Here is a 24,191-nt window from a genome sequence, read left to right as displayed (position 1 = left end):
AGTCTACAATTACTAATTGGAATCTTTTAAAAATTCAACTTCAGGATGAATCAAACTGGGAGGACGGTGACCCGTTAATCCCTTCACAAGATTTTCGGCTGCAAGCTTAGCCATCTTGAACCGGGTTTCAACAGTAGCAGATCCAATATGGGGCAGAGTGACGACATTCTTTAATTTCAGAAGCGGGTTATCGGGATCGATCGGTTCTTTTTCATAGACGTCCAATCCGGCCGCTAGTAGAGTCCTGTTTTGGAGTGCGTTGATCAAATCCTTTTCATTCACCGTTTTCCCTCGAAACCCATTAATAAATATTGCTGATTGTTTCATAAGTTGAAATTCTCTTTCCCCTATCAAATTCTCCGTAGCAGAGGACAGAGGCGTCATCAGACAAACAAAGTCGGATGCCTGCAACAATTCATTGAGGCTGCAGAATGCGGCATCATAAAGTTGTTCCGCGCGGTCGCCAAAAGCAATCCAAAAATGGTATCAGCCGTAGTTTCCGTAAGTACATCCGGGGTGTTGGTAGCCATAATATGCCGCTTTGTGAGCTCCGCAATATCCAGATTGTCATAGCCCACAGATATATTGCTGACGATTTTTAAACATGGGCCTGATCCAATAACTCCCTGTTCACTTTTAATTTAGTCCCGAGCAGTCCTTCTGCTATGCTTAACGACTGTAAAAAATCAGGATCAGGTGAGTCGAGTTCCTTATAATAAAGGACATCGCATGATTCCCTAATATACTCCATCACTGCAGCAGGGATTGAATGATAAATCATCACTTTCGGTTTCATCGCTTCTCCTCCTTGGGCATGAAAAATCACCTGCCCGGTAATCCAGTCTTTAATTCGTTCCAGGCTGTCGATTTTGCCAAGAGCATAAAGCGCCAACACGGCTGCCCCGAAGGCGGAAGCTTCATGGCTTTCGGGCACCAGCAGTTCACGGCCCATTACATCAGAGAGAATTTGCCGCCATACTGCGGATCTTGCGAACCCGCCCGAAGCGCGAATATCTTTTGCAGGACCCGCCAAATCCCGCAGCGCAACCCGAAGGTTTGCCAACACCCCGTCGCTGGCTCCTACAACAAATTTGGTCTCCGGCCGTAATCCCATTTGGGTAGCCAAATCGGGATCCATACCTGACACAATATGTGTGGTAGGAACAATTTCTGAAAGTTGCTCGGATCGGATTCCCAGGAGATTGAGAACATCCTCGTCCCAACCCAATTTTTCATGATTGAACAGTCCTGTCGCGGAAGCGATCGAGTAATCAACCACAAATTGTCCGAACAGCCGATAGAGCACGTATTCTTTAATCGAAACAAATTTTGCGGCCTTATGAAATGTTTCAGACAACTGTTCTTTCATCCACAGGATCTTGGGCAAAGGAGACATCGGATGGATAGGGGTGCCCGTTCGAAGATAAATCTCATGCCCCGACAATTCTTTCTTGATCCGTTCCGTTTGCTCGATGCTCCGGTTGTCAACCCAAATGATGCTATGGGTTAGCGGCTTCCCGTTTGCATCAAGAACAATCAACGAATGCATCGCGGAACTCATTCCAACAGCAATCACATTGTCCCGGTTCACTCCTGCATTTAATAAAGCATGACGGACACTGTCCACCACGGCTTGCAAAATTTGTTCCGGTTCCTGTTCCGCCCAAGCCGGTTTTGATTGGATGAGAGGGTAATCAACCGCATGAACTCCAAGGATTTGACCGCCCGGGCCGAAAACAACCGTTTTGGTACTGGTTGTTCCGATATCGAGTCCGATAACAACTTCTGAATCTTGTATTTCGACCATCCCGCCTTCCCCCTTTGCTCAATCCGGATAGTTTTTCTTTATTCAAACGATGTATGCGCTTCCATAATCATTATATGAAATAAATTTTCTTTATACAATATAAATATATAAAAAATATTTTTTCGTCGACAAATAAAAAAGGCTTCGCTCAAAGCACAGCTCGTACCGAAACCAGACCGCGCCCAGAGGAAGCTCTCTTTGCTCACATTCTCTTTAACGAAATGACTTCACGGATCTTTTGCAGATTTTGCAGCGTTTCTTCCTGCCGGAATAACGAAAGTCCAATATAAAGCGTGTCGATAATGCTCAACTGGGCTATGCGTGCTGACATCGCTTCTGTTCGAAAAGAGGTTTCACGGGTTGAAGTGTAAAGAGTTACATCTGCCAGCTGGCTCAGCGGGGACTTGCGGTAGCTGGTGATGGCAATGGTTTTCGCGCCTGACTCTTTCGCCACCTTACATGCAGCCAAAATGTCCTTGTTGCTGCCGGAATGAGAGAACCCGATCACGACACCACCTTCTCCGAGCAGCCGTGCCGACATAATCTGCAAATGGGAATCGGTATGGGCGATGCATGAGATTCCGGTGCGCATGAACTTATGGTAAGCGTCCAACGCCATTGCGCCAGAACCGCCGGTTCCATAAAACTCAACTCGTTTCGCCTCTTTTAATAAAGCGATCGCTTCATGTAAAGATTCCGGCTCAAGCACATGAAGTGTATCGGTCAAACCGACAACGTTTGCCTGGAACACTTTTGAAGCAATCGTCATCATGTCGTCATCCTGGCTTATTTCCTCATGAATATTTTGCAGCGGCTGCTCTACCACTTCTTGCGCCAAGGCGATTTTCAAATCCTGATAGCCTCTGAACCCCAGTTGTTTGCAGAGCCTGAAGATCGTGGCCTCTGCACAGCCGGTTACCTCCGCGAGCTGATTAATTGACAAGTGCACCACGTCTCGGGGATTCTCAAGAATATGAGCAGCAACTGCCTGAAATTTCGGTGAGAGTCCTGAGTACGCAGCCCGAATTCGAGCAAGGCCTCCAGTCAGAGGGTGTTCATTCATGTCTGTCATTCCTCCGGCAATCCAACATTTTACTTTATTATACTATAAAATACGCTTCTATCCGGAGCGTCCCTGTAGAGGTGCACACGCCAAGTTCAGGCGGTTTGTCGATTCATGAAGGGTGCGGGGGGTGAAAACGCATTGGAAAGATCTACCACACAACCAGTTTGCCTGTTAGATCCGTTTCCGGCTCCCCGGGAGCATCCGAGTAAAACTTGTAGCTGCCTCGTCGATCAATTTGCATCTGCAGCTTCATCCGTTCACCCGACCGTAAATTATAAGAATAGATATTCAGCTCAGGCAAGGTGAAGTTGTGAGGCTTCTTGCCGGTGTTTCTGATTTCCAACCGAAAGGGTTTTCCTTGACGAACTTGAATGATGTTCGGGTTCAATTCTTTGTCCGTAATTCGGATGCGGTAGATTGTGACTTCTTTTTCCTGTTCGATTTGGTTCGCTTGTACGATACCTGCCGTACTCATGCACATTAGCAGTACCATCCATGTAGAAATCCATTTTTTCACGGAATATCACCCTAGTCATACAATGACCGGGGAGCGAAGAATTATACAAGAATCAGTCATGAATCGTAATTGAAATCAAACAGATATCATCTATCAGGTCTTCTCTTTGTTCCCGATCGGCTATAACACGTTCAATTAACGATTGATTCTCCATGTGTTGATTGTGACGCAAGAAATCCTTTAAATTCTGAATACTTGCCAAAATTGATTTCCCGGGCACTTCGATCAGCCCATCTGTGTATAGAATTATTTTTAACGGCTTTGAATAAGAGAGTGTACGTTTCTCTACGGGCATCTCCGCCCGAAATCCGATCGGAACGCTGCTCCGATCCAGGCTGAGAACAGTCTGGTCCTGTTGAAGGATCAACCCCGGCGGGTGGCCGGCATTCACATATTCAATCTCTCGCTTTTGAGTGTCAATCATCACATAAATCGCGGTAAAATATTGAAATGACAACTTTTTATCTTTCCCGAACAAATTATGGATATGACGATTCAATTCCCGCACTACCCGGACCGGATCAACCAGTCTGGTAATCAACCCTCGTAATAATGAACGCACGGACATGCTGATAAGCGAAGCGGAAACGCCATGTCCCACTACATCAAGTAACAGAATACCGTAACGGTGTTGATCAATGTCACACCAATAGTACATATCACCGGAAAGTTCCTGTGAGGGAACATACGCTGCAGCGATTTCGATCCGAGGATTGCTTATTGGACGACTAAGCACACTTTGTTGGACCCTTTTTGCCAGGCACAGATCTTTCAGCAGCTTTTGCTCACGAATTTTTCGCCGATCCAGTTCATGTTTCAGCGCTAATGCCGAACGCACCCGAGCCAGAAGCTCAAGCTTCTTAAAAGGTTTCGTGATATAATCCATCGCCCCCGCAGCAAAAGCCGCCTCCAAGTCCGTTGTCTCGGTCAAAGCCGTTACCATAATAATAGGAATATCCCGGAGTCGTTGATTTGCTTTAATTTGTCGGCACGCTTCAATACCGTCTATTTCGGGCATCATAATATCCATTAAAATCAGATCAATTTCCGGAGAAACATTTGACGGATTATCCATTCCAAGTTGGTTAAAAGCTTCATTTGCCGAATCCACAGCAATTAACTCTGTGTATCCTGCTTTTTCCAAGATAGCTTGCAGTACGAGCTGATTTACTTCCGAGTCATCAACGATAAGTATTCTCATCGTTTGCCCCCCTGTATTATGTACGGATCATCCATTGATGGACTCCCGAATTTTATCGTGAAGTAAAAGGTACTGCCAATTCCTTGTGTACTTTCTACCCACATCCGCCCCCCCATTAAGTTTACAAGTCGACTGGAAATGGCTAGCCCAAGCCCAGTTCCTCCATACTTGCGTCTGATGGAAGAATCAACTTGTGTAAAGCTGTCAAAAATAGTATTCAGCTTTTCCTCAGAGATACCGATACCCGTATCTGATATTGAAAACAAGAGCCCCTCGTCATCTTTGGCGTCCGGATTATTCTTTATACGCAGCACAACTTCGCCTCTTTCGGTGAACTTGATCGCATTTTCCAGGATATTCAAGAGAATTTGGGTTAAGCGCCCTGGATCACCCATTATACCGGAAGGCACGTCCGGCATAATTTCGACAGTCAGTGTCAACCCCTTCTCCCCCGCACGTACAGCTGCTGCTGCAATCGCTTTTTCCACCAGTTCCCGAATATCAAAATGAACCTGATCCAGTGAAAGGGTCCCGCTCTCGACTTTGGAAAAATCCAGAATATCATTCACGAGAATCAAGAGCGTATTTCCCGCTGTTTCCAACACATTCACATATTTCTGCTGCTCCAAAGTAAGCGGAGTCTCCTTGAGCACCTCGGCTATCCCGATAATGGCGGTCAGTGGAGTCCGAATCTCATGACTGACCATGGTCAGGAATTGAGATTTGACACGTGAGGCCTCAAGCGCAGTATGAAGCGCCATAGACAATTCCTTTTCCACCCGCTTACGCTCTGTAATATCATGCAAATTCAAGACAATACCCGAGATACTCGGCTGATCTAACAGATTCTGGCCGATGACCTCAAAGTATCGCCTGGAACCGTCACAGTGTCGCAACCAACATTCTGTTACAATGCTAGTATTTGAACTGCTGAGAGCTTCATTGACAATTTCTCGAAATACGGTATGTTTGTGCGGATAATAGAATTCAGCCAGTTTAAAGACATTTTGGTTAATCAGATCTTCCGGCTTATAACCCAAAATTCTCTCAATCGAGGGGCCTACATACCGAATTGTACCATCGGCGTCCAGCACTAGAATGATATCCCATGAATTTTGAATAAGTGATCGAAAGTGTTCTGTCATAGTCATATCAGGAAATTAGATCCTTCTTGATCTCGGAAGATTCATGAGAAAACTCCATGAGTATGCTGGTCCCTCTTGTTGATGTGTACACTGTGACCTTGTGCGCGGACTTGCTCATAACCGAAAATCCCTTTCCCAACGAACGTTTACTGCTGTACCCGGAGACCAAAAGTGTCTTGGGAATTTCGTGCAAAAGGATCCCGGAGCCCTTGTCCGAAATCAATACCTGAAAAGTACTTTCTTTCGAATAAAGAGAGATCTCCCCATCTGTAGCGTGTTTGATCAAATTCGTAGCCCCTTCGCTTACAGCCAGCATAATTTTCATATGAAATTGAGGCTTCAAAAAATCCGGGATGTACTTCGATACAAAATTCCTGCTTATCGGAACGTCCGCGGCACTGTTCACCTGCATCGAATCTATATACTCGCCCAAATGTCCCTTCAACTCTGCTTCACTCGTACATAGGACGATCTTTTCGTCAGACAACGTTCGGATCACATCTTGATAAGATTCCAAGACTTTTCTGGTTGTTTTCATTCGATATTCGAGCATGGGGGTTAAATCATGCACAAAAATAAGAACTTCAGTGTTCGAAGGATAAAAGTGAATTTCCATTGTCTTTTCATTATAGGCAATTGTCTCATGAAATGTCTGTTTCGTCTCTCTTGAAAGTTTAGCCAATCTCGAAACCTCATCTATGGGCAGAGCATTGTCATGGTTGGCCAGTTGATTGTCGGAGGTATATTGCAGAAAAAATGATCTCCCAATATGACTTTTCTCCTCATTCCGGGAATCTTCATTAGTTTCAATCGATTCGTCCATTTGTGAGTGACTTTCATACGACAGATTTTCACGAATATAAGAAATGGTGGATATATCAATCTTTGCCGTCAGCAGCGGATCCAAAACCGTTCCGCTCATCTCTTGGAGCAATTGATAAACGGTAGTATCGTCCCTGTGTCGGGTCATAATATGGTCAAGTTGATTGCATAAAGAAAGTATTCGTGACTCGAATGGAATGTCGTTTTCTTTCAGTCCACTTGGAAACCCTTTCCCATCCCACTGTTCGTGGTGGTAAAGAATCCAATCAGCAAACTTGTCATTTGGGAAGGTGGACCGTACAATCTCTGCCCCTTTTTCGCAATGACTCTGATACTCTTTTTCCTCAGAGAGAGTCAGAGCTCCCCTTTTCCGAAAAACGTGTGATGGCAAGAGGGATTTACCGATATCATGGATTATTGCCATTTGAATGAGGTTATGTTTCTTGTTTTTGGGATACCCCAAATCCTCAATAAGCATGTCGCAAATTAAGCCAACTCTTGCCCCATGGCCCGCCAGGGACGGAGTTATTCGATTTTCCAGCAGGCGTATGAATTCATTTGAAGTGTGTTGCCGTATCGTAATTTGATTAATGAATTGGGTAGAAAAGAAAATAATTATTAAAAGGAAAAACGCAGTATATAGCAGTTCTACTACCAGCTGAGTTAGATCAGGGACAAACAGAAAGCGTGGTATAACGATCACACATACAAAAACCGGTACAATCAGCTCCCGTAATTTGTCCGTAAAGTGATGAAAGATAGGTGTACCCATCAAAGATTTTCCAATTCCGGCTAATAAAAGCGTGTTTAGCACGTCGAACGTACTGGCTGTAAGCCACACGGAAACAAAGATACTTAAATCATCAGTCAACTGAATAACGACTGATGATATGGATGCACAGATAAAATACATTCCGATTGTCACAAAATAACGAAACCAATTGATCTTTCGAACGGAGCGGTATCTTTTCAAAAACGCGAAAAATATGCTTATGGTTATTGAAATAATTGAAGCGGTTAAACCAATGTGATACAGAAGTAACAGACTTCCGATCGTACCCGCTGCGTATTCATCGCCACTTGGAAGTTTAATCGGAAAAAGATCTAATACAACTATCAAACCGGTAATAAGTAAAAGCACCGGCCAGTGGTCAGTTTGGTGAATATAAATCGCATGGAACAGAGCATAGATACCTATCAAAAAAAGAGAACCAGTATACCAATTCAGATCTCTCATGAGGTATAACTCCTCTTCTGCGAATTCCTTACAAGGAAGACAAAAATTCCTATCGCCACTAAAACATCACCCGGGCTCCAAACATAATTTGTGCCAACAGGTGTTAAAAATGGTATCCAGTCTCCTAACCACCAAAAAGCCGTATCTTCCATGAGGTAATGACGTGAATCAGCATCAAACCCCGCGTTGTCCAAACCTGATATTTTCATTGCAGCAGCCGATACAGGCATTAGTCCTCCGTGCAGAAGGAGTGCAAGAAAATTAAGTGATGCTCCCCCAAGTATCCACTTTATCCCGGACAGATGGCGATTCCAGAACAAACACACAAGTATTCCCAAAAAGGTAATGTTTAGAATGATCGGGTATTGTTGATTCGTTTTTGCTGCAATAATAGCCAGAAGTATTTGTACGCCTAAAATTCCGATCATTACATAACGAGCTTTTAATTCTATATGAAGAATTGTCATTGGATTTCGCTTTGATAGAAAAGCCGCAACAATTCCGGCAAGGACGACATATGTCATCTTTAACACTCCCCCTCACATAAGACAGAAAGAACTGGGGGTAATCCACCCAGTTCTCCCCGCGAGGAAAATTAGAACCAAGGCTTGCCGATAATTGTCGCAAGCGCCATCGCAGACAGTGCTGCGAGGGTTACGATAGAAGAAATCTTCTTCATCGTGATATCCTCCTTTCGGTAACTGGCTGGCATAGTAGGATCACCTACCTTAGCCCCTGTAGTTTTGCGTCCTTCGGTTTCCCGAAGTTTGCCTTTTTCGCCTTGCTCTAATTCATTTCTACATTTAATTTGTAATTCCTTCTTATAAAGTAAAATTTTTCACGGAAAATATTAATATTCTCTATTGTTCCCCATGCGCCATCAAGTCCTCTAACCCTATAATCGAAAAGATCTCACGAATGTCATCTTGGACGTTTACAATTTCATAGATCAATTCATGTTCATCCAGCATTCGAATCAGATTCAATATGGAACCGATACCGGTTGAATCAATAAAATTGACTTGATTGAAATCAATATGAACGGTAGTAACGGATGACAAATCAATTTCAGCAATCATCCTCTCGAAAATATCCACCCCGCTAACGTCCAACGCGCCCTGCAGATCGATTTGCAGATTTTTGTTTTCAATCGCCGTTTTTGCTTGAAACATTGTTTTCCCCCCTAGCCTATCTAAGAACCAGGCTGCCCTGGTCATTTATTCTCATAAATACAGATGATTCCTCATGTATAAACTTTTTGGTCAGCTGAGCGATCCGGATCATCGTATCAGGCCATACCTGGTCAGCCTGAACATACCCGTCAGAATTTGTAACCCAAACAACTGCGGAACTTCCACTGATCGATCCAATCTCTTTTACTTTTACGAAATGCCCAGCTTCAACTTGCCCTCCACGCAGTTGCTCCTTTACCCGAACTGTCCCCTTTGCCTGAATATTCGACCCATAACAAAATCGCTCCACTTCCACATCCCAAGCAGAAATCACTTTACTGTTTGTCAGACTTTGTACGTTGATGTTCATCTTTTTATTCGAGTCAAACTCAGCGGCGAAAATTATAGATTCCATTCGGGCAACAAGCGATTCCATCTGTCCCAAGTCGGAAACCAGGGGATGAAAATAGAGAAAAGCTTTTTCCAAAAAATCGACAATCAGTTGCATCTCAGAATCAAAGATTTCCTTGTCGTTTTTGGCAAACCCGCTTATTTTACGAATATGCGAAGGCAATTCTTTGAACTTGACTTCAGTGAGAAGTTTGATTAAGGGCTGCAATCCCATCTTGGCAATATCCTGGCGGGAAAACGATTTGTTTGATTCAAGTTGCCGAATCGCATTGATTAACTGAATGATTAACTCATATGTTGATTTAAAATGCGGGAGCATGTTATCCCACACAAGATTGGAGTACCCGCAAATAATTGTCGATCCTGTCACTGCTCCATTGATAACCGAATCACCGCCGGTACGAACGGTTGCATTCGAGACTCTCCCCAGTATATGCAAATTTCCCCCAGCCTCTACAATCATGCCGTCCTCCACATTCCCCAGGATGAACACATCGCCGTGAAACCGAATATTGCCTGTTCGAATATTGACGTTATCATTGTGTACATATTGTGGAATAATGCTGAAACCAAGCGTATTGTTGGGGTGTTGTGTAATTTTAATCCTGCCTGCTTCAGTCGCGACTAATTTACGATTCTCACCATGCAAAATGGTACCGGTACCGGTCAAAACCGTAAGTTCCTTAACTTCCGGGGCAGGTACTTCATGGCCAAATACATTCCATCCGTTCACGCCGGGTTTTGCAGCTACAGGATAGCCGATGACTTCACCCGCTTGTACTGACGGCAAGCTGAATCGTTCCTTCCAGTCTACTGTATCAGTGATGATAAATTGTTCCTTCTCTTCCCGCCTTTTTTGGGAAACGAGTTCAAACACGCCATCACGTCCCGGAATCGGATCATACCCTTTTGCTATCACACATTTAATGGGTTCTCGAGATCTGCATGCACGCTTTATCTCGTCATGTTCGATCCCCATCTTCACACCGATTTTCTCCAGTTCCTGATAAACCATTTCTTCTGTAATGCTTGTTTTAACAGTTCTTGTTTCCATCACTTCCAGAGTCAGTTCTCTGCTTGGCGGCATATCTTTCAGAGATCTGGTGATTGAATATCCGGGTACAATCTCAAGAAGTACTTGCATTTGGTCTTCGGAGACCGTTAGAGAAATCTTTGTTTCTCTCAAGTGATTATGCAGTTCCAAGTCAATCACATCTTCTTCAGCCACGATCGTAGTACCTGTAACAGCTTGACCATTAACAGTTAATGTGAGTCCGTCACACGGAGTAAGCATAGCATACTGATAGCTCCCGTTTTTACAGAAAATTTTCCCGTCTTTCACCCAGACTGTCCCATATTCGGACTGGATTTTTGCCTTTGACGGAGCTGACAGTATGTCGACCGTTGTTGGCGATTCCTCTTCTTTTCGGACGGATTTCCTTACAAAAACTTGAATAATGGCAGGACGTTTACGAAACAGCCCGCGATAACCTTCATCGATTACTTCAAACTGAATCTTTTGGGGAGAGATCTTCAGATGCTCGGATGCTTTCGAAACCGCCTCTTCGATCGTCTTGGCACGAATTGTGATTACATCACTCATCCAGACCCGGCTCCTTCCTCACAACGTAGCGCAACAAGTGCGACATCATCCCGCCTGTAGTCCTCCGCATAACGCTTTACATCGTCCGAAATGTATTGGATCAAGTCGGACAGGTCTTCATTCCTATTTGCTTCAATAATTTTTTTAAGCATCTCATAACCGTAATGTTTTTTATCTTTATTCATTGCTTCAAGAACACCATCGGTACAAAATACAATCAGATCTCCTTTTGACAGCGCGACCGAAAAATCATTGTAGCGGCGATTTTTTAATACCCCAATGATCGTGCCCCTTCCTTCGAGCCGTTGTGCCAATGGCTCATCTTTCTTGCTTAAAAGGGGACTCGGATGCCCGGCAGACGCATAAAAGAATTTAGAGGAATGCACATCAAACATTCCACAAAACAAGGTTGAAAATGAACGCAAACGAGTCATGTCTTTCCAAAGAAGATTATTTAACGCGTATAACAATTCACCAGGTGTCTTGTGGATTGAGGTCAGACACCGCACGGTCGAACGGACCATCACCATCATCAGCGAGGCGGGGATTCCCTTTCCCATTACATCACCAACCAGAACCCAGTAGCGCCCATTTTGTTCGTCAAATATAAAATCATAGTAATCACCGCTCAGTTGATAAGCGGGAATCGAGATACCCACACAAGACAACTTCGTGCAGACCGGTATATCATCATGCAGCAGCATCTGTTGAATCGCTTGTGCTGCCGCAACTTCTTGCGAAGCATCCTTTACACCCTGCATGTACTTTTCAAATTGATGATGGAGTTCATTCGTTCGCAAATGGGCTACCTCCCATTTAATTCGTCCAAGATTTCATAGATTCCCATTTCATCCAGGATCGCATCAATCGGCTCGGGTACGGAATCGAATGTTACATTGATTCCTTGTTCTTTTAATTCAACCATTTTACGCAACAAGAGTCCGATACCGGTTGAATCAATAAAAACAAGTCCTTCACAATTCAAAACAATAGTTTTCGCATTGCATTTCTCAATTGCGGCGAGCAGATGGTCTACAGTGAAAATATCCACTTCACCCTCCACTTTTACCACTGCCGATTGTGGAGAAGCTTGTGTAACCTGTACAGATAGACTCACTCAATTCACCTTCATTCAAACAGTTTCAAACAGTTTCAAACAGTATTGAGATGAAAAATATAACCTCTCGGTCGATCATCCAAAATATCTCTCCTGAATATACCGCTCGAATATTCCAACTGCTTCCAAATCAAAATGAACATCGCTCCACCGAAACAACTCATCTATCGCCCGATCCATACTTTTCAGCTGATTATAAGCACGCATGGTGGTCATTGCGTCGAAACTGTCGGTAATCCGTACAATACGGACAGACAGTGACAGAGCTCCTCCGGTCAATCCAAATGGATAACCTGTCCCATCCATATTTTCATGATGATAAAGAATCACCTCCGGATCGACTAAACCACTGTAACTGAATTCCTGTACAATTTCAGCGCCGTATTGTGAATGTAGCCGCAGATTCAACCATTCTTTTTCATCCAACTTGCCTTTTTTATCAAGAATTTTCCTTGGTATTTTCAACTTTCCCACATCGTGCAACAATGCAGACCGCACCAGCACATCCAGTTCCGGATCGGAAAATCCCATCATTTTCGCAAGTTCAAAACTATAGTGCGCAACACGAAGGGAATGCACATACGTATAAGGATGATGTTCTTTTAACCGCCTCATTAAAAAAGCGGACTTGTCTTCAATCGCAAAATTCATTATCTTCTTTGGAACATTATCTAATGTAAGCAGTTCCCTCAGTGTTACTCCCCTCCCCTCCTCACCACAACGCCCCCTGTGAATCTTGTTACGTTTATTCTGCCAAATAAAAACTGGAAAGAAAATCCCTGAGTCTTCCTATTTTTCGACATAACAGAACGGGAATCGACTAGGAAACCCTTCCTATTCCCGCACAACCACAACGAAAAAACCTCTCTCCTGCAACACGCAGAAGAGAGGTTTCAATTTACCTATCATTGTGTTTTGCCATATCCGCTTTGATACACCATGGCAATCACCTGAGTCCGGTCGGAAACGCCCAGTTTCTGAAACATATTCGACATATGATTCTTGACCGTATGTTCACTGATATATAACTTTTCCGCAATTTCCCGATTGCTTAACCCTTGCACAACCAGATGCAATACTTCTTGTTCACGTGAGGTGAGCGGCATTGATTCTTTCATCCGTTGCATCAGCAGAGGATCTGATTCGCCATCTGCCGTCGGCCCTTGATCACGAATCGAAACCTCACGATCGACAACTTCCCGACTGAGTAAAAAAGCCTTGAAATTTTCAAGCAACTGTCGATTCATATAGGTGATTTGATCGAGAAATTCCGGCTGTTCACCGTGACTCAAATAACGCCAGACAAGATAAAGGATCTGACTGCCAATACCGCAGGAGGCATTGCCCATCGGCTTGTTGTCCGACTCCTCTGCAAAATTCGAAAACTCTTGCAGAATATTCATTAGCTCCTGGCTCGGCAGGGTTTCGTTCAGGAAATCAAGTTCGTAACGGAAAAGCAGGGAGGCATTCGCGATATGAGTAATCTCCGTCGCAGGAAGTCCCAAATACCGGGAAAACGAAACGACCAACTCTTTAGCCCGCAACGTCAATTCATAATCCTCACGGTTCCATTGCTTCATAGCCCGATGCAACGTGATTACCAGTTGATTGATCTGATTCAAACCGGCTGCTTCTTGCACACGTTGGATCGCCATCCCCCCAATTGTCGTCAGACTGGAAAGAAGGGCTTGAAATTCGTCCATCTCTTTTTGAGAGCGTAATCCCACACATAAAAACCCCTGAATTTCATTGTTCACCTTCAGAGGGGATTCGATCACCGCTGTTCCCCAGTCGGTTTCGTGAACGCCATTCTCGCTGAAATGATTCTTCTCCGCACTTTTTGATGACAGATGCCGTCTGAACAAATCCTGGGTATAATGGTCAATCTGTTCAGAGTCGAGCCCCCTGGATACTATCTGAACTTTAGATTCTTTGTCTCGTTGTTTTAACACCACGCATGAGAACGACCCCTGTACCAAATTGAGACTCATATCAACGAGGATAAGCAGAATTCGTTTGAGATCGTCAACAACGGTCATTACCTGACAGATCTCCATTAAGGCAGATAACCGCAGTATATGGTTGTTTCTATCTTCTTGCAAAGATCGATTCGTCAATTGAACCTCAAGTAACCTGGCAATCGTTTGGCCGAAAGAAAGGACATCCGGTTGAATAACCGAAGAGGTATAACTTCCTCCAAACAGAAGACCTGAAACTTTCGCTTCCCTTCTAACCGGCCAACAAAATAACAGATTGGGATATATATCTTTTTGTGTAAAAAAAAGCGTTCTCGGATCTCGTGCAATATTTCCCCAGAATCCAAGTTGTCCTGTCGCCGCCACATGTCCGAGAAAACCTTCACCTGTTGAAAAAGAAGCGCCTGCTAAGGCCAAAGCATTTTCTCCCAGCATATGGGAAACTCGAAAAAGTTCATTGTCTACGTTCTCGGCAAAACCGACAAAGTCAATTTCTTTAAACAGCAAGAATTTTTCCAATACATGCGGTATCGTACTGTTTGGTTGGGTAATCAGAGTGGATACATCGTTAATGATCCCGAGTTTCTGCTTACGCTCGGCAGCTTTTAGATGCAAGGACAATATCAAAGCCATCTTATCGATGTGTTCCAACAGCACTTCCTTCGACAGAGCTGAAGTTTCACCTAGTGTATCAAGCGCCTCTTTCCACTGGACAGGGTCTTTTGTAGAGGTGTTAAAGTAATCTTTAATCAGTTCACGGGAATGCTCTTCGATAATGACACCGGCTCCTATGTAATACTGGGTTTTGTCGCCTGTTCTTACTGACGCCAAGATAAACTTTAATCCTGGACGCATCTCATATAGAATCGGTTTCGTGATTTGTGAGAAATTAGCCAACGCATTGCGGATTCGAACGGAAAATGACAGATCATCCCCTTCCAGCAACAACTTCGACAATGGCGTAATATTGGACGGACGGGTTATAAGTTCCCCGTTGGAATCTGTAGTAAAAATCGTCAAATTACATAGAGAAGCATATGCATCTTGCAAATCCTGCATTAAATCTAAACTTGTTCCCATACTATACCGACCTCGCTCGTCACAACTGGGTGATTATAGCGGTATATGGCTCGTTCCCCTTCACCAATCTCCTCAAGAATCGACAGAGAAACAAGATGCTGCAAGGCTGGTCGGATATCCTCCGGTTTTCTGCCCAAACGCAACGCAAGACCTGCTAGAGTCTCAAGCGTATATGGATTCTCTTGAAAGAACAATGTACACTCCATCTGCAGGGGAAGCATATTCGTTTTATCCATCGTTTTCCCCTCCTCACACTAACCGAACGAACGGTTTCTATAGTTTGCTTTACTGTTTGTATCCAAGATAAATACAGAACCTTTGGGAATTCCTCCTGAAAGCAATTGATCCAGACGGGGTATACCTGTTGACACAGTTTGCTGATCTCTGGCTATGATTGTATCCTCGACCATCGACAACGCTGGAATTAAATGAATTCCCTCATCCGTGATTCGATAGATATGTTCCCCTTCTGAAATCCTTGCTCCCCGCATCTTTAATACTTCCAGTGTACGCTTTCGGTATTTCTGCAGATGCTGTTGTAAAGACAGACGGATTAGCCCGTCCGCCACATAATTTTCGAAAGGCATTTCGCCTGAGTCACCATGAGTTTGTTCGCGGATCAACAAGGATGTCAGAGAAAACTTGCGCAACATATTTCGTAAACTGTATATGGCTTGTCGGTGAACACCTTTTCTGTCACTGCCGTATTGAAATAAACTGATGCTGTCAATCACCACGCGCCGACATTGAATCTGTTTCACCATTTGTTCAAACAGACCGTTCGGTGTCATCATCTGCTCCAGCAGTACTTCAGGTGATGTACAGATCACCCGCAATTGATTGTGTTTCTCCAACCGGCGAAGATCCCAGCCAAAAGACAACATGTCCTTGTACAATTGTTCCGGCAATTCTTCAAAAGTAATATAGATTCCCGGTTGATCACAGTTGACAGCCCCATGATAAAGAAATTGAAGGCCTAAAGTTGTCTTACCGGTTCCCGGAGCCCCTTCAACTATAATTGATGAGCCCCGAGGAAAGCCACCGGATAAAATATGGTCAAGACCTGAAATTCCCGATGATACCATACTGTCCGATTCCACCTTATGTATGTATTTCCCCGAGATTAAGTTTCCCCGCCACAATTAAACTTTAACACAAAAATCCCAATCATTCATTAATTATGTTTTTTTATACATAGAACACCTTAGAAAGTAAAAACCTACTGAATGGAGGGATCACGATGGACAATCAAATTCAAAAAATGGAGCACGAGATCGAGGCATTGAAAAAACAGCTCAACGAGCTGCAGGAAGAGGCGCCAAACGCAAGTCCTCAACCGCGGTTTATTCAACCGGAACTGCATGCTCCCACCGGTGATGACGCGTTATATGAAGCGGGACCTGTGCAAGGGATGCAATTCGACAATTTCGAAAATTTTACCGGTGGGGAATAAAAAAACCGAAAATAAAAAAAGCCTGCGTATGCAGGCGTTACCTTACCGCTTCAACCGGTTCAACAACTACGATTGGACCTTCTCCGCGCTTAAGCATTTTAGGGTATGTTTTTGCAGGTTTCAATACAGAGATCATATAATCCATCGCTACTTGCGGATCGACCGTCTCACCGCAGGTGTAGCAATCAAGCGCCGCAAATCCCTTTTCCGGATATGTGTGGATCGAGATATGGCTCTCCGAAAGCAAAACCAATACAGTTGCCCCTTGAGGCTCAAATTGTTTGGATTGAACGGATAATACCGTTGCACCACATTTTTCTGCAGCTTGTACCATCATTTTTTCCAAAAATTTGGCATCATTGAGCATGTTAAAGTCAGCACCCCACGTGTCGACAGCAACATGTCTCCCAAAAGTTGAATACTCTTCTTGGATCATGAGCTTTCGGCCCCCTTCCTAAACGAAAAATTGTAACTTAGATTTTTCGCTAGGACCTACGTCATTCACCACGGGGGAAAGTTAGTCCGGAGAGGTCCTAACCCTTTAAGTGAATCCTGGTTCCTAATCCTTCTTGCTTCGTTTTTTACCCAAACAAATTTCAACGAAGAATAAAGTATCACATCTTGAACGAGGTTTCAATAGTTTTCCACAACTTTTTTGAGAAACATTCTGGAAGGCTAATAGAATGGGTAACGGAAGCAAGTTGTTCATGAAATCCTATCACATCGGCTAGTCAAAGTAAACTGGAAAGTTGATCCTCCATGACCAGTATCCAATGATAAAGGTCGCTCATAAAATATGAGCTTTTATACCGATTCGTACCTGTACAAACACCCAAATACTCCGATCACGGATAGGGAAGGCCGAGTTGGCACACAATGGAGATATGCATAAAGGAGGAGGGCTGGCATGAATATTCAAGAATCTGTAGACTCGTTCTGCCAAAAGATCTGGGATGAATACGAATCTCGACCGGACTCACTGCCGGCTGAAGTAACGGTGAACAATGTGAGCACCGGGATCATCGCAAAGGCAGATGAAGATGGCTTGTTCTTTGAAGCAAACGGTGACGAGTTTGATATCGAAGAATGGTTTATGACGAACAATTTTGCCTCCGATACGCTGGACATACAGCCAATCAACAAAGAACACCGGCCGAGTTGAGCCGGTGTTTTTATTCTTCATTCTCTGCGGTCCAAACGTCCTTTTTCCACTCCAAGCAGAAATTCTTCCAGCCAGGCCAATTCGACTTCACTGTGCATCAGCGCGTTCTTGATCAGCATAACGACTCCGTACGGATGATCCGATACCTTGCATTGGAAAAGGGTGCGAAGAAATTCCACGGTCTCCCGCCGCTTCTCGATCTTCTCTTTGATCGCAGCTTTCACTTGATCTGCATCGGCAAAATCCGCATTCATCAAAGCCGGGTACAATGGATGAAACATTTTGGACTCAGTCCGAAACGCCTTGTGCAGCATCTTTTTAAATTCGCTGCGCCCTGTCTCCGTGATCCGGTAAACCTTTTTTTCGGGTCGTTTCTCTTCCTGAATCACTTCTTTGACCTCGATCCACCCGTTTTTCTCCAGCTGTTCGAACGCATAATACAGGGTTCCGTAGTTTACCTTGATGTAATCGTGGACCTGGCGCATTTTTAAAATCTGTAAAACTTCATAGGGATGGAGATCCTGGTCGCATAGAAGTCCGAGAATTAACAGCCGCAGTTCCATCCAAAACCTCTCCTTATAAAGAACTATCCCCAACCGGTTGCGATTTCATGCTTTGTTTGCGTGTTTCCAGCCGGGAATTTCCCAGGAAAAACGAGATGACAACACCGATCACGGCGGCAATGAACCCAAACAGAAAAACATACGCGATCGCATCAGCCAAAGCTCCCTGCAGTACAGATAACACAGGAGCCGGGATGGCCGCCCTCGCTTCCGGCTGCAGCAATGCTTGCGGATCCTGCAATACTGCTCCATCCATGGAAATACCGGAAAGTTTGTCTGCCAGGGAAACCGTCATATGATGTGTGATAATGGCTCCCATCACAGCTACGCCAACAGTTCCTCCAATTGAACGAAAGAAAGCTACACTCGAGGTTGCAACACCACGTTGGGAGGCATCAACCGCTCCCTGTACCGCAGTCATGGTAACCGGCATTAATGGGCCGATTCCCAAGCCCAAAACAATCATGGAGAAAGTCACTTCGAGCGAAGAGGTGTCCACACTCAACCCGGTAAGCAAAAACGAACCAAGTGAGATCACCGCCATCGCAGCCACCGTAATTGTTCGATAGCTGAATTTGCGCATCGCGAATCCGGCCAGAGTGGAGCCGACAACAAGCGAAAGCATCATCGGTGTCAGGATATAACCCGCATTTGATGCACTGCCGCCGAGCACCCCCTGCACAAAAAGCGGAATGTAGGAGGCGCCTCCCATCATAGCAATTCCCTGTATAAAGGTAACCAGAGTTACAACGGTCACTACGGGATTCCGAAACATGGTAAGCGGCAGCATCGGTTCGCTTGCTTTCCGTTCCATTACCAGGAACAAGATCAAAAATAGCAGCGACGCTCCAAACAGCCCGATAACCTGCCAGGATGTCCATGCGTACTCTTTCCCGCCAAAGACAAGTCCGAGCAGTAAAGTAACAATCGAGACAGCCATCGTGCCTGCCCCAAGATAATCCACCTTTGGCATATAGCCCTCTGCTCTCGTCTCCGTCAGAGAGAACCACAAGATCATGAAAGAGAGAATCCCTAACGGCAAGTTGATGTAGAAGATCCAGTGCCAGGAAATCGATTCGGTAATGTAAGCGCCGAGCGACGGTCCGAATACGGAAGACATACCGAAAACAGCACCAAAAATCCCCTGCATCCTTCCTCGTTTCTCCGGGGGAAAGATTTCAAAAATGATGGTAAAGGCGGTTGGCATAAGTGACCCGGCCCCAAGACCCTGCAGGCCTCGATACAGGACCAGTTCAGTCATTGAATCGGCAATCCCGCAGAGTGCGGATCCAATCATGAAGATTCCAAGTCCCAGAAGAAAAAACAGCTTTCGACCATACATATCGGACAGTTTCCCGATAATCGGCATAACGGTTGTCGAGGTTAACATGTAAGAAGTAAACACCCATGAATAAATATCCATTCCTTTTAATTCGGACACAATGGTCGGCATCGCTGTCGCCACAATCGTCTGGTCAAGCGAAGCCAACAAAAGAGCGAGCATCATAGCCGCAACGGTCCATCCGACATGTGTCTTTCTCATAGCAATTCTCCCCATTTCGTCACATACTATAATTTGAGTAATCTACTCTAATTATAATACTTAAATCAGAATATATATGGCAAGACAGTTCAGCATATTTTTCAGGAAAATTTTTGTTTGATTTTCCTGATTTTTTCTGCTAGACTCAAATAAAGGCTCTCAGAGAGAAGCCAGTTTTAAGCTGTTTAGCTTTAGGAGGTTAATGGTAACATGCAAGGAATTGTTAAATGGTTCAGCGCTGAAAAAGGGTATGGATTTATCCAGCGTGAAGATGGCGGCGACGTATTCGTGCATTTCTCCGCAATCCAGTCTGAGGGCTTCAAAACTCTCGAAGAGGGCCAACAGGTAGAATTTGAAATCGTAGAAGGTGCGCGTGGACCTCAGGCAGCCAACGTTGTAAAACTATAATTGATGATGAACATATATAAGGGGGAGTACTTCGGTACTCCCCCATTTCTATTGTTTTTCCTCAAATGAGCCAAGCGGAATCGCGAACATCTTGATCACAAGCTTCCCTTGCTCCTCCGCGCCCATTGCAAAAAGGAACAGTTGTCCATCGTAGCCGATCGCATGATCAAGGTGCTTCACATTATAACCTTCAGGCAGATCCAAGTGGATGCCATAGGTCTTTCCTTTCACGGTTTTGTCACCTTGGGCTTTTACTGCCTTTAAGTTCACCGCCTGATCGAGGCGGGGTTCCAATTCAAACAGATAAGAACCGTAAGCAAAATCCGCTTTTTCATAAAACTTTTTCTTGGTTTGACCGGCAAGCAGATATTCATGATTCTTACGGTCGAATATAAAACCTTCTTTTGTATAAACATACCCTTCCTGTGTATGTACAGGATCCTCTTTTCCCGGAAGCTTGAACTCATCGAGCACAACCCTCGAATGTTCCATCTCCGATTTGTCCACTTCCGAATAATGGAAGCTATCCGTATTGTACTTAATCGCCGTGCTGTCCTTAAATCCGATATACAGGATTTTCTGGTTCAGGACCGCCTTTTGCAGCTTATAGCCGGGAAAAGTTTCATGTTTCACGGTTCCGTCCTGGGCCATAATTGCTAAGTTTACAGTTCCATTTGACTCTTCATATACAAAAATGGGTCTGCCGTCGGATGTTACAAATGCGAAGCGCAGCAAACCGGGATCGAACAATCCCTTCATCTCAGCCAGAACTTTTCCTTTCAGAGGGTTTGCCTGGGTATGTTCCAATACTTTGTCAAAAGTGGTCTTGGGAGAGGTCGCCGATACAGCGGGCTTATTAAATAAGGCCGGAGTCCATGCACTGAGAGGCTGACACCCTGCTGTCAAAGCTGCAGCTGCTGCCAGAACAAAAACACACCTTGCTTTTACCTTCACATGATCACCTCGGGGATTCTACTCTACTATTAATCTAGCACAACACATGACAAGGAACTAGACTATTCAACACATTTCGACATAGATCGATCAAACAAATAAGGCGGTCTGAACAACCAGGCCGCCCTTTTGTCGTCTTCAGTCGGTTGCAAAAACAGGATGGGAAAATTTGAAAGGCTTGGAAACAAAGATCCAAGCCTTTCAAGTACCTACGCTGAAAATGAACAAATTGCAGACGGCCGTTTGATTCTCGGTACCAGACATTCGTATACACGGAACGGATGATTCATTCTTTCGGCACCCAAATAAGTCACAGAAAGATCTTCCGTAATCGCAATATCAAAATTCTGTCTTCCAACCGAGACAATCACACCTGTATTCTCCTTCATAACCGGCGATTGGTATACTCCAGCTGTGACAAGTTCGCGAATATGTTCAATCTCCAACACGTTCGTACCTTGGTGGACACGTAACATTTTCGCGTATAATGCTGGATGAACTGCCATCGCATATGGACCGAATTGACCGTTCTCGATCAGCTTTGTTGTCATCTGGACTACATCCGCATAAGCTCGTCCCGATTCCGTCCAATCTTCAATCATATGAGTTAATCGTCCGGTCGCATTGGTCACCCCTTCAATTCCAAACTCTGCTTTCCCATTGAATATCAGGTCATCTTCCTTGGTTGCTACAACAGAGGCAGCACCAGCTGCCGCACTGAAATCGATGTCGGTTCCAATCTGTCTTGCGAATTCAATGTCCCGCCAATGTAAAATAAAATCCTTGTACAAAATGGGAATTGGGAGTTGAACGCGATGCCCTGTACCAAACGCCTCCCCCTCTGTCTGGCCCAACTGATCAGCTGCCGCAAGTTCGACGTTTTCAAACCGGTCAGCCGGAACCCCTTGAATCCCTGCCCCCAATGGCCCATAAATTTCAAGTATCCGCCTGCCAATCAGTTGACGTCTCGCTGCTTCCACCACAATACTTTGTAATCGTTCAATCTCATTGGTATGTAACGGGAATTCCGAATCAAATACTCCCACGTGATATCCCTCCTTCTGGGATTTCTATTAATATCCGATTAGACTGCCGACTGTCAATTTTTTGTCTCTTCCGGCAGATCGGAAACTTTCATCGTTTGATGCGGAAGGTGCATGATCGTCTCCCGAGTTCCATTGACGCAAACTCTCGATCAGATTGTTTACCGTAGCCAACCTTTCATGTTCTTCTTCAACCAAGTGAGAGAGCAATTCCTTCGTGAGGTTATCTTCCACATTGTTTAAGATAACTCCCATATGTTCCACAAAATGCTCCATATTCTGCTTTTGCCCTTCCGCCATCTGTAAAAGTTGTTGGATAGGATGCATGGTTCCGCCCCTTTCAATAACAAAATGTCTTTCAGTAATTTTATCAAACTTTTCTGATTACATACAAGACAAACCTTACTGAATATGATATTATAAAATGATATTGATTCTCATTTCCGGAATGGGGGACGAGAATGCAACTGTTTGGATGGATTGACTTTTATTACGGACTGGGGAAAACCAAGGAAATTGGCGGATGCATTGAAGCAGCTTCCATTGTACTGACAAATGGGATCTCCTATCGCAACTGCGTAATTACACGTGTCGACTATATTGGCAATCGCATCTACTCATTCGGCTTCATGGATGAAGATGGAACGGTTCGAGTGGCCAATGTGGATCAGGTTAGTCTGGTAGTCAATCCTGAGCATAAGAAGATTCGCGACGCTAATAACCTCTTTTATAAAAAATGGCCCTGTGAACAAAAACAATCCCGTTTGCTTCGTTTGCTGGAAATCAGTAAGGAGGCTTCCCGTTCGTCCTTAGAAAAACAAGTGGACAGTATTCTAGACGATCTTGGGATCGATCAATTGCAAAATTTTAGTTGGCCATAAGTCAACACACTTATTTATTTTTTGGATGTTCAAAAAAGAACCGGGTCATTTCTCTGCTTGCGTCGGGACCTTTTGGATCGTTATAGGGAATCCCCGCGGTGCCGCCTGACCACGCGTGGTCCATTCCTTCCACGATCCACTTCTCCATCAAGGGATTCCCTTTAGGATCCTTGTATACAGATACCGTATAGGAATGTCCGTCCGGCACTTGCCCGTTTGAAACAGAAGACGGTTGATCCGTAATGTTTTGATTGTCCAGCCCGTCAGAGAAAAGATCATTGGTTTGGGCGAATTGGGAGATTACCTGCTCTCCATTCACCACAAAGACTGTCTTATCCAAGGCCCCATGGAAAACGATCAGGGGAATCGCTCTTGCATTGGAACCCGCTGCAACATAGGCAAGAACCCCTTGCCGATTTGGGTCCGGCCCCCCCAGTTTCATCGCCTCCAATGCGGATATCAGATCGGTGGCCGCCTTATATTCCAACCCTGCACTGATCCCAACCGCCGCAAACAAGTCAGGATAAGCGGATCCCATAATGGCGCTCATCGCGCCGCCAGCCGACATTCCAGCGACATACGTTCGATTTTTATCGATATGGTAATTGTTCATGACTTGTTTTGTCATTCCCGCGATCAGTGACAGTTCCCCCTTGTCCCGCTCCTGATGTTCCGGTAGAAACCAGTTCCAGCACTTCGATGCGTTTGCCGAGGAAGGCTGTTCCGGGTACAAAACCAAGAATGTCTGCTGTTCGGCCAATTGATTCATTTTGGTGCCAGCCGCAAAAATCGTCGGGTCTTGGGTACAGCCATGCAGCATAACAAGCAGCGGAACCGCCTGTCCTCTATAACCGCTTGGGATGTACAGCTGATAATTGCGGGTACCATACTCATTGGTATAAGAACCGGGTAAAAATTTCCCTTCAGCCAATGCGATCTTCTGGCTTCCCGCCGGGGCCGACAGAACCAGAACAACCGCCAGCAAAAACACAAAAATACGGACACAAACGGATCTCATGATCAAAACCTC

Annotated in this window: 25 protein-coding genes, 2 pseudogenes and 1 riboswitch; of the genes and pseudogenes, 4 read left to right on the top strand and 23 right to left on the bottom strand. The window is 44.7% G+C overall.

The window, feature by feature from the left end:
• Positions 1-12: 12 nt before the first annotated feature.
• The 16 genes and pseudogenes from ACFO8Q_RS11760 to ACFO8Q_RS11685 all read right to left on the bottom strand — a co-directional run bounded on the left by ACFO8Q_RS11760 (position 13) and on the right by ACFO8Q_RS11685 (position 16,239).
• Positions 13-796 (bottom strand): annotated as a pseudogene (locus ACFO8Q_RS11760) (NAD(P)-dependent oxidoreductase).
• Between the two features lie 18 nt (positions 797-814).
• A pseudogene (locus ACFO8Q_RS11755) lies at positions 815-1,798 on the bottom strand (gluconokinase); the annotation flags it as partial.
• A 211-nt stretch (positions 1,799-2,009) separates the two neighbouring features.
• Positions 2,010-2,879: a MurR/RpiR family transcriptional regulator gene (locus ACFO8Q_RS11750; RefSeq protein WP_380025966.1), complete on the bottom strand. Its 870-nt coding sequence runs from the start codon at positions 2,877-2,879 to the stop codon at positions 2,010-2,012.
• 142 nt (positions 2,880-3,021) lie between these two features.
• Complete coding sequence (locus tag ACFO8Q_RS11745; protein ID WP_380025965.1) at positions 3,022-3,390, bottom strand: cupredoxin domain-containing protein; 369 nt, start codon at positions 3,388-3,390, stop codon at positions 3,022-3,024.
• A gap of 52 nt (positions 3,391-3,442) precedes the next feature.
• Positions 3,443-4,591 (bottom strand): PP2C family protein-serine/threonine phosphatase, encoded by a 1,149-nt coding sequence (locus ACFO8Q_RS11740; RefSeq protein ID WP_380025964.1) that lies wholly within the window; start codon positions 4,589-4,591, stop codon positions 3,443-3,445.
• On the bottom strand, positions 4,588-5,736 hold the full coding sequence (locus ACFO8Q_RS11735) for a PAS domain-containing hybrid sensor histidine kinase/response regulator (protein WP_380026099.1): 1,149 nt from the start codon (positions 5,734-5,736) through the stop codon (positions 4,588-4,590). Before ACFO8Q_RS11735 ends, ACFO8Q_RS11740 begins: the two co-directional genes overlap by 4 nt.
• A gap of 7 nt (positions 5,737-5,743) precedes the next feature.
• Positions 5,744-7,795, bottom strand: coding sequence for an HD domain-containing phosphohydrolase (locus ACFO8Q_RS11730; RefSeq protein ID WP_380025963.1), 2,052 nt, complete (start codon positions 7,793-7,795; stop codon positions 5,744-5,746).
• Entirely contained in the window at positions 7,792-8,319 is a 528-nt protein-coding gene (locus tag ACFO8Q_RS11725) for a DUF5317 domain-containing protein (protein WP_380026098.1), read from the bottom strand. The genes ACFO8Q_RS11730 and ACFO8Q_RS11725 overlap by 4 nt, the downstream gene beginning before the upstream one ends.
• 169 nt (positions 8,320-8,488) lie before the next feature.
• A riboswitch (cyclic di-GMP riboswitch) is annotated at positions 8,489-8,577 on the bottom strand.
• A gap of 78 nt (positions 8,578-8,655) precedes the next feature.
• Positions 8,656-8,967, bottom strand: coding sequence for an STAS domain-containing protein (locus tag ACFO8Q_RS11720; protein WP_380025962.1), 312 nt, complete (start codon positions 8,965-8,967; stop codon positions 8,656-8,658).
• 16 nt (positions 8,968-8,983) lie between these two features.
• Complete coding sequence (locus tag ACFO8Q_RS11715) at positions 8,984-10,981, bottom strand: flagellar assembly protein A (protein WP_380025961.1); 1,998 nt, start codon at positions 10,979-10,981, stop codon at positions 8,984-8,986.
• A complete protein-coding gene (locus tag ACFO8Q_RS11710; RefSeq protein WP_380025960.1) occupies positions 10,978-11,781 on the bottom strand; it encodes a PP2C family protein-serine/threonine phosphatase in 804 nt (267 codons plus the stop codon). Before ACFO8Q_RS11710 ends, ACFO8Q_RS11715 begins: the two co-directional genes overlap by 4 nt.
• A gap of 5 nt (positions 11,782-11,786) precedes the next feature.
• Positions 11,787-12,098 carry an STAS domain-containing protein gene (locus ACFO8Q_RS11705; protein WP_380025959.1) on the bottom strand — a complete coding sequence of 104 codons (312 nt, stop codon included), beginning with the start codon at positions 12,096-12,098 and terminating at the stop codon, positions 11,787-11,789.
• Between the two features lie 75 nt (positions 12,099-12,173).
• A complete protein-coding gene (locus ACFO8Q_RS11700; protein ID WP_380025958.1) occupies positions 12,174-12,749 on the bottom strand; it encodes an HD-GYP domain-containing protein in 576 nt (191 codons plus the stop codon).
• A gap of 254 nt (positions 12,750-13,003) precedes the next feature.
• The gene (locus tag ACFO8Q_RS11695) at positions 13,004-15,154 is read right to left on the bottom strand and encodes a LuxR C-terminal-related transcriptional regulator (protein WP_380025957.1); all 2,151 of its coding nucleotides are present in this window, start codon (positions 15,152-15,154) and stop codon (positions 13,004-13,006) included.
• Positions 15,139-15,390: a hypothetical protein gene (locus ACFO8Q_RS11690; RefSeq protein ID WP_380025956.1), complete on the bottom strand. Its 252-nt coding sequence runs from the start codon at positions 15,388-15,390 to the stop codon at positions 15,139-15,141. The genes ACFO8Q_RS11695 and ACFO8Q_RS11690 overlap by 16 nt, the downstream gene beginning before the upstream one ends.
• 18 nt (positions 15,391-15,408) lie before the next feature.
• Positions 15,409-16,239, bottom strand: a complete 831-nt coding sequence (locus ACFO8Q_RS11685; RefSeq protein WP_380025955.1) for an RAD55 family ATPase — start codon at positions 16,237-16,239, stop codon at positions 15,409-15,411.
• A 155-nt stretch (positions 16,240-16,394) separates the two neighbouring features.
• Between ACFO8Q_RS11685 and ACFO8Q_RS11680 the strand changes: the two genes are divergently transcribed.
• Positions 16,395-16,607, top strand: coding sequence for a hypothetical protein (locus ACFO8Q_RS11680; protein WP_380025954.1), 213 nt, complete (start codon positions 16,395-16,397; stop codon positions 16,605-16,607).
• Between the two features lie 37 nt (positions 16,608-16,644).
• On the opposite strand, the gene speD is transcribed toward ACFO8Q_RS11680, so the two are convergent.
• Entirely contained in the window at positions 16,645-17,043 is a 399-nt protein-coding gene (gene speD, locus ACFO8Q_RS11675; RefSeq protein ID WP_380025953.1) for an adenosylmethionine decarboxylase, read from the bottom strand.
• A gap of 471 nt (positions 17,044-17,514) precedes the next feature.
• Here speD and ACFO8Q_RS11670 point away from each other — a divergent pair, with 471 nt between their 5' ends.
• A complete protein-coding gene (locus ACFO8Q_RS11670; RefSeq protein ID WP_380025952.1) occupies positions 17,515-17,769 on the top strand; it encodes a hypothetical protein in 255 nt (84 codons plus the stop codon).
• A gap of 17 nt (positions 17,770-17,786) precedes the next feature.
• On the opposite strand, the gene ACFO8Q_RS11665 is transcribed toward ACFO8Q_RS11670, so the two are convergent.
• The gene (locus tag ACFO8Q_RS11665; RefSeq protein ID WP_380025951.1) at positions 17,787-18,332 is read right to left on the bottom strand and encodes a PadR family transcriptional regulator; all 546 of its coding nucleotides are present in this window, start codon (positions 18,330-18,332) and stop codon (positions 17,787-17,789) included.
• Positions 18,333-18,345: 13 nt separating this feature from the next.
• A complete protein-coding gene (locus ACFO8Q_RS11660) occupies positions 18,346-19,875 on the bottom strand; it encodes an MDR family MFS transporter (RefSeq protein ID WP_380025950.1) in 1,530 nt (509 codons plus the stop codon).
• A 210-nt stretch (positions 19,876-20,085) separates the two neighbouring features.
• On the opposite strand from ACFO8Q_RS11660, the gene ACFO8Q_RS11655 reads away from it, so the two are divergent.
• Positions 20,086-20,283: a cold shock domain-containing protein gene (locus ACFO8Q_RS11655; protein ID WP_380025949.1), complete on the top strand. Its 198-nt coding sequence runs from the start codon at positions 20,086-20,088 to the stop codon at positions 20,281-20,283.
• Positions 20,284-20,331: 48 nt separating this feature from the next.
• On the opposite strand, the gene ACFO8Q_RS11650 is transcribed toward ACFO8Q_RS11655, so the two are convergent.
• The 3 genes from ACFO8Q_RS11650 to ACFO8Q_RS11640 all read right to left on the bottom strand — a co-directional run bounded on the left by ACFO8Q_RS11650 (position 20,332) and on the right by ACFO8Q_RS11640 (position 22,607).
• Positions 20,332-21,237 (bottom strand): hypothetical protein, encoded by a 906-nt coding sequence (locus ACFO8Q_RS11650; protein ID WP_380025948.1) that lies wholly within the window; start codon positions 21,235-21,237, stop codon positions 20,332-20,334.
• A 209-nt stretch (positions 21,238-21,446) separates the two neighbouring features.
• Positions 21,447-22,283: a family 1 encapsulin nanocompartment shell protein gene (locus tag ACFO8Q_RS11645; protein WP_380025947.1), complete on the bottom strand. Its 837-nt coding sequence runs from the start codon at positions 22,281-22,283 to the stop codon at positions 21,447-21,449.
• 27 nt (positions 22,284-22,310) lie between these two features.
• Positions 22,311-22,607, bottom strand: a complete 297-nt coding sequence (locus ACFO8Q_RS11640; RefSeq protein ID WP_380025946.1) for a hypothetical protein — start codon at positions 22,605-22,607, stop codon at positions 22,311-22,313.
• Positions 22,608-22,741: 134 nt separating this feature from the next.
• On the opposite strand from ACFO8Q_RS11640, the gene ACFO8Q_RS11635 reads away from it, so the two are divergent.
• Positions 22,742-23,161 (top strand): hypothetical protein, encoded by a 420-nt coding sequence (locus ACFO8Q_RS11635; protein WP_380025945.1) that lies wholly within the window; start codon positions 22,742-22,744, stop codon positions 23,159-23,161.
• 10 nt (positions 23,162-23,171) lie between these two features.
• On the opposite strand, the gene ACFO8Q_RS11630 is transcribed toward ACFO8Q_RS11635, so the two are convergent.
• Positions 23,172-24,179 carry an extracellular catalytic domain type 1 short-chain-length polyhydroxyalkanoate depolymerase gene (locus tag ACFO8Q_RS11630; RefSeq protein ID WP_380025944.1) on the bottom strand — a complete coding sequence of 336 codons (1,008 nt, stop codon included), beginning with the start codon at positions 24,177-24,179 and terminating at the stop codon, positions 23,172-23,174.
• Positions 24,180-24,191 lie beyond the last annotated feature (12 nt).

Origin of the sequence: Effusibacillus consociatus (genome assembly GCF_042652925.1) — a bacterium.
GTDB lineage: Bacteria > Bacillota > Bacilli > Tumebacillales > Effusibacillaceae > Effusibacillus > Effusibacillus consociatus.
Note: the sequence above shows the minus strand (reverse complement) of the source record. Positions and strands in the feature narration are given on the sequence as shown.

Coding starts and splice junctions, on each gene's coding strand:
- ACFO8Q_RS11750 (WP_380025966.1), bottom strand. CDS start 2,879: ATGACAGACATGAATGAACACCCTCTGACTGGAGGCCTTGCTCGAATT.
- ACFO8Q_RS11740 (WP_380025964.1), bottom strand. CDS start 4,591: ATGAGAATACTTATCGTTGATGACTCGGAAGTAAATCAGCTCGTACTG.
- ACFO8Q_RS11635 (WP_380025945.1), top strand. CDS start 22,742: ATGCAACTGTTTGGATGGATTGACTTTTATTACGGACTGGGGAAAACC.
- ACFO8Q_RS11690 (WP_380025956.1), bottom strand. CDS start 15,390: ATGGATAAAACGAATATGCTTCCCCTGCAGATGGAGTGTACATTGTTC.
- ACFO8Q_RS11735 (WP_380026099.1), bottom strand. CDS start 5,736: ATGACAGAACACTTTCGATCACTTATTCAAAATTCATGGGATATCATT.
- ACFO8Q_RS11720 (WP_380025962.1), bottom strand. CDS start 8,967: ATGTTTCAAGCAAAAACGGCGATTGAAAACAAAAATCTGCAAATCGAT.
- ACFO8Q_RS11640 (WP_380025946.1), bottom strand. CDS start 22,607: ATGCATCCTATCCAACAACTTTTACAGATGGCGGAAGGGCAAAAGCAG.
- ACFO8Q_RS11670 (WP_380025952.1), top strand. CDS start 17,515: ATGAATATTCAAGAATCTGTAGACTCGTTCTGCCAAAAGATCTGGGAT.
- ACFO8Q_RS11700 (WP_380025958.1), bottom strand. CDS start 12,749: ATGAATTTTGCGATTGAAGACAAGTCCGCTTTTTTAATGAGGCGGTTA.
- ACFO8Q_RS11715 (WP_380025961.1), bottom strand. CDS start 10,981: ATGAGTGATGTAATCACAATTCGTGCCAAGACGATCGAAGAGGCGGTT.
- ACFO8Q_RS11630 (WP_380025944.1), bottom strand. CDS start 24,179: ATGAGATCCGTTTGTGTCCGTATTTTTGTGTTTTTGCTGGCGGTTGTT.
- ACFO8Q_RS11685 (WP_380025955.1), bottom strand. CDS start 16,239: ATGGTATCATCGGGAATTTCAGGTCTTGACCATATTTTATCCGGTGGC.
- ACFO8Q_RS11665 (WP_380025951.1), bottom strand. CDS start 18,332: ATGGAACTGCGGCTGTTAATTCTCGGACTTCTATGCGACCAGGATCTC.
- ACFO8Q_RS11655 (WP_380025949.1), top strand. CDS start 20,086: ATGCAAGGAATTGTTAAATGGTTCAGCGCTGAAAAAGGGTATGGATTT.
- ACFO8Q_RS11660 (WP_380025950.1), bottom strand. CDS start 19,875: ATGAGAAAGACACATGTCGGATGGACCGTTGCGGCTATGATGCTCGCT.
- ACFO8Q_RS11695 (WP_380025957.1), bottom strand. CDS start 15,154: ATGGGAACAAGTTTAGATTTAATGCAGGATTTGCAAGATGCATATGCT.
- ACFO8Q_RS11730 (WP_380025963.1), bottom strand. CDS start 7,795: ATGAGAGATCTGAATTGGTATACTGGTTCTCTTTTTTTGATAGGTATC.
- ACFO8Q_RS11725 (WP_380026098.1), bottom strand. CDS start 8,319: ATGACATATGTCGTCCTTGCCGGAATTGTTGCGGCTTTTCTATCAAAG.
- speD (WP_380025953.1), bottom strand. CDS start 17,043: ATGATCCAAGAAGAGTATTCAACTTTTGGGAGACATGTTGCTGTCGAC.
- ACFO8Q_RS11680 (WP_380025954.1), top strand. CDS start 16,395: ATGGACAATCAAATTCAAAAAATGGAGCACGAGATCGAGGCATTGAAA.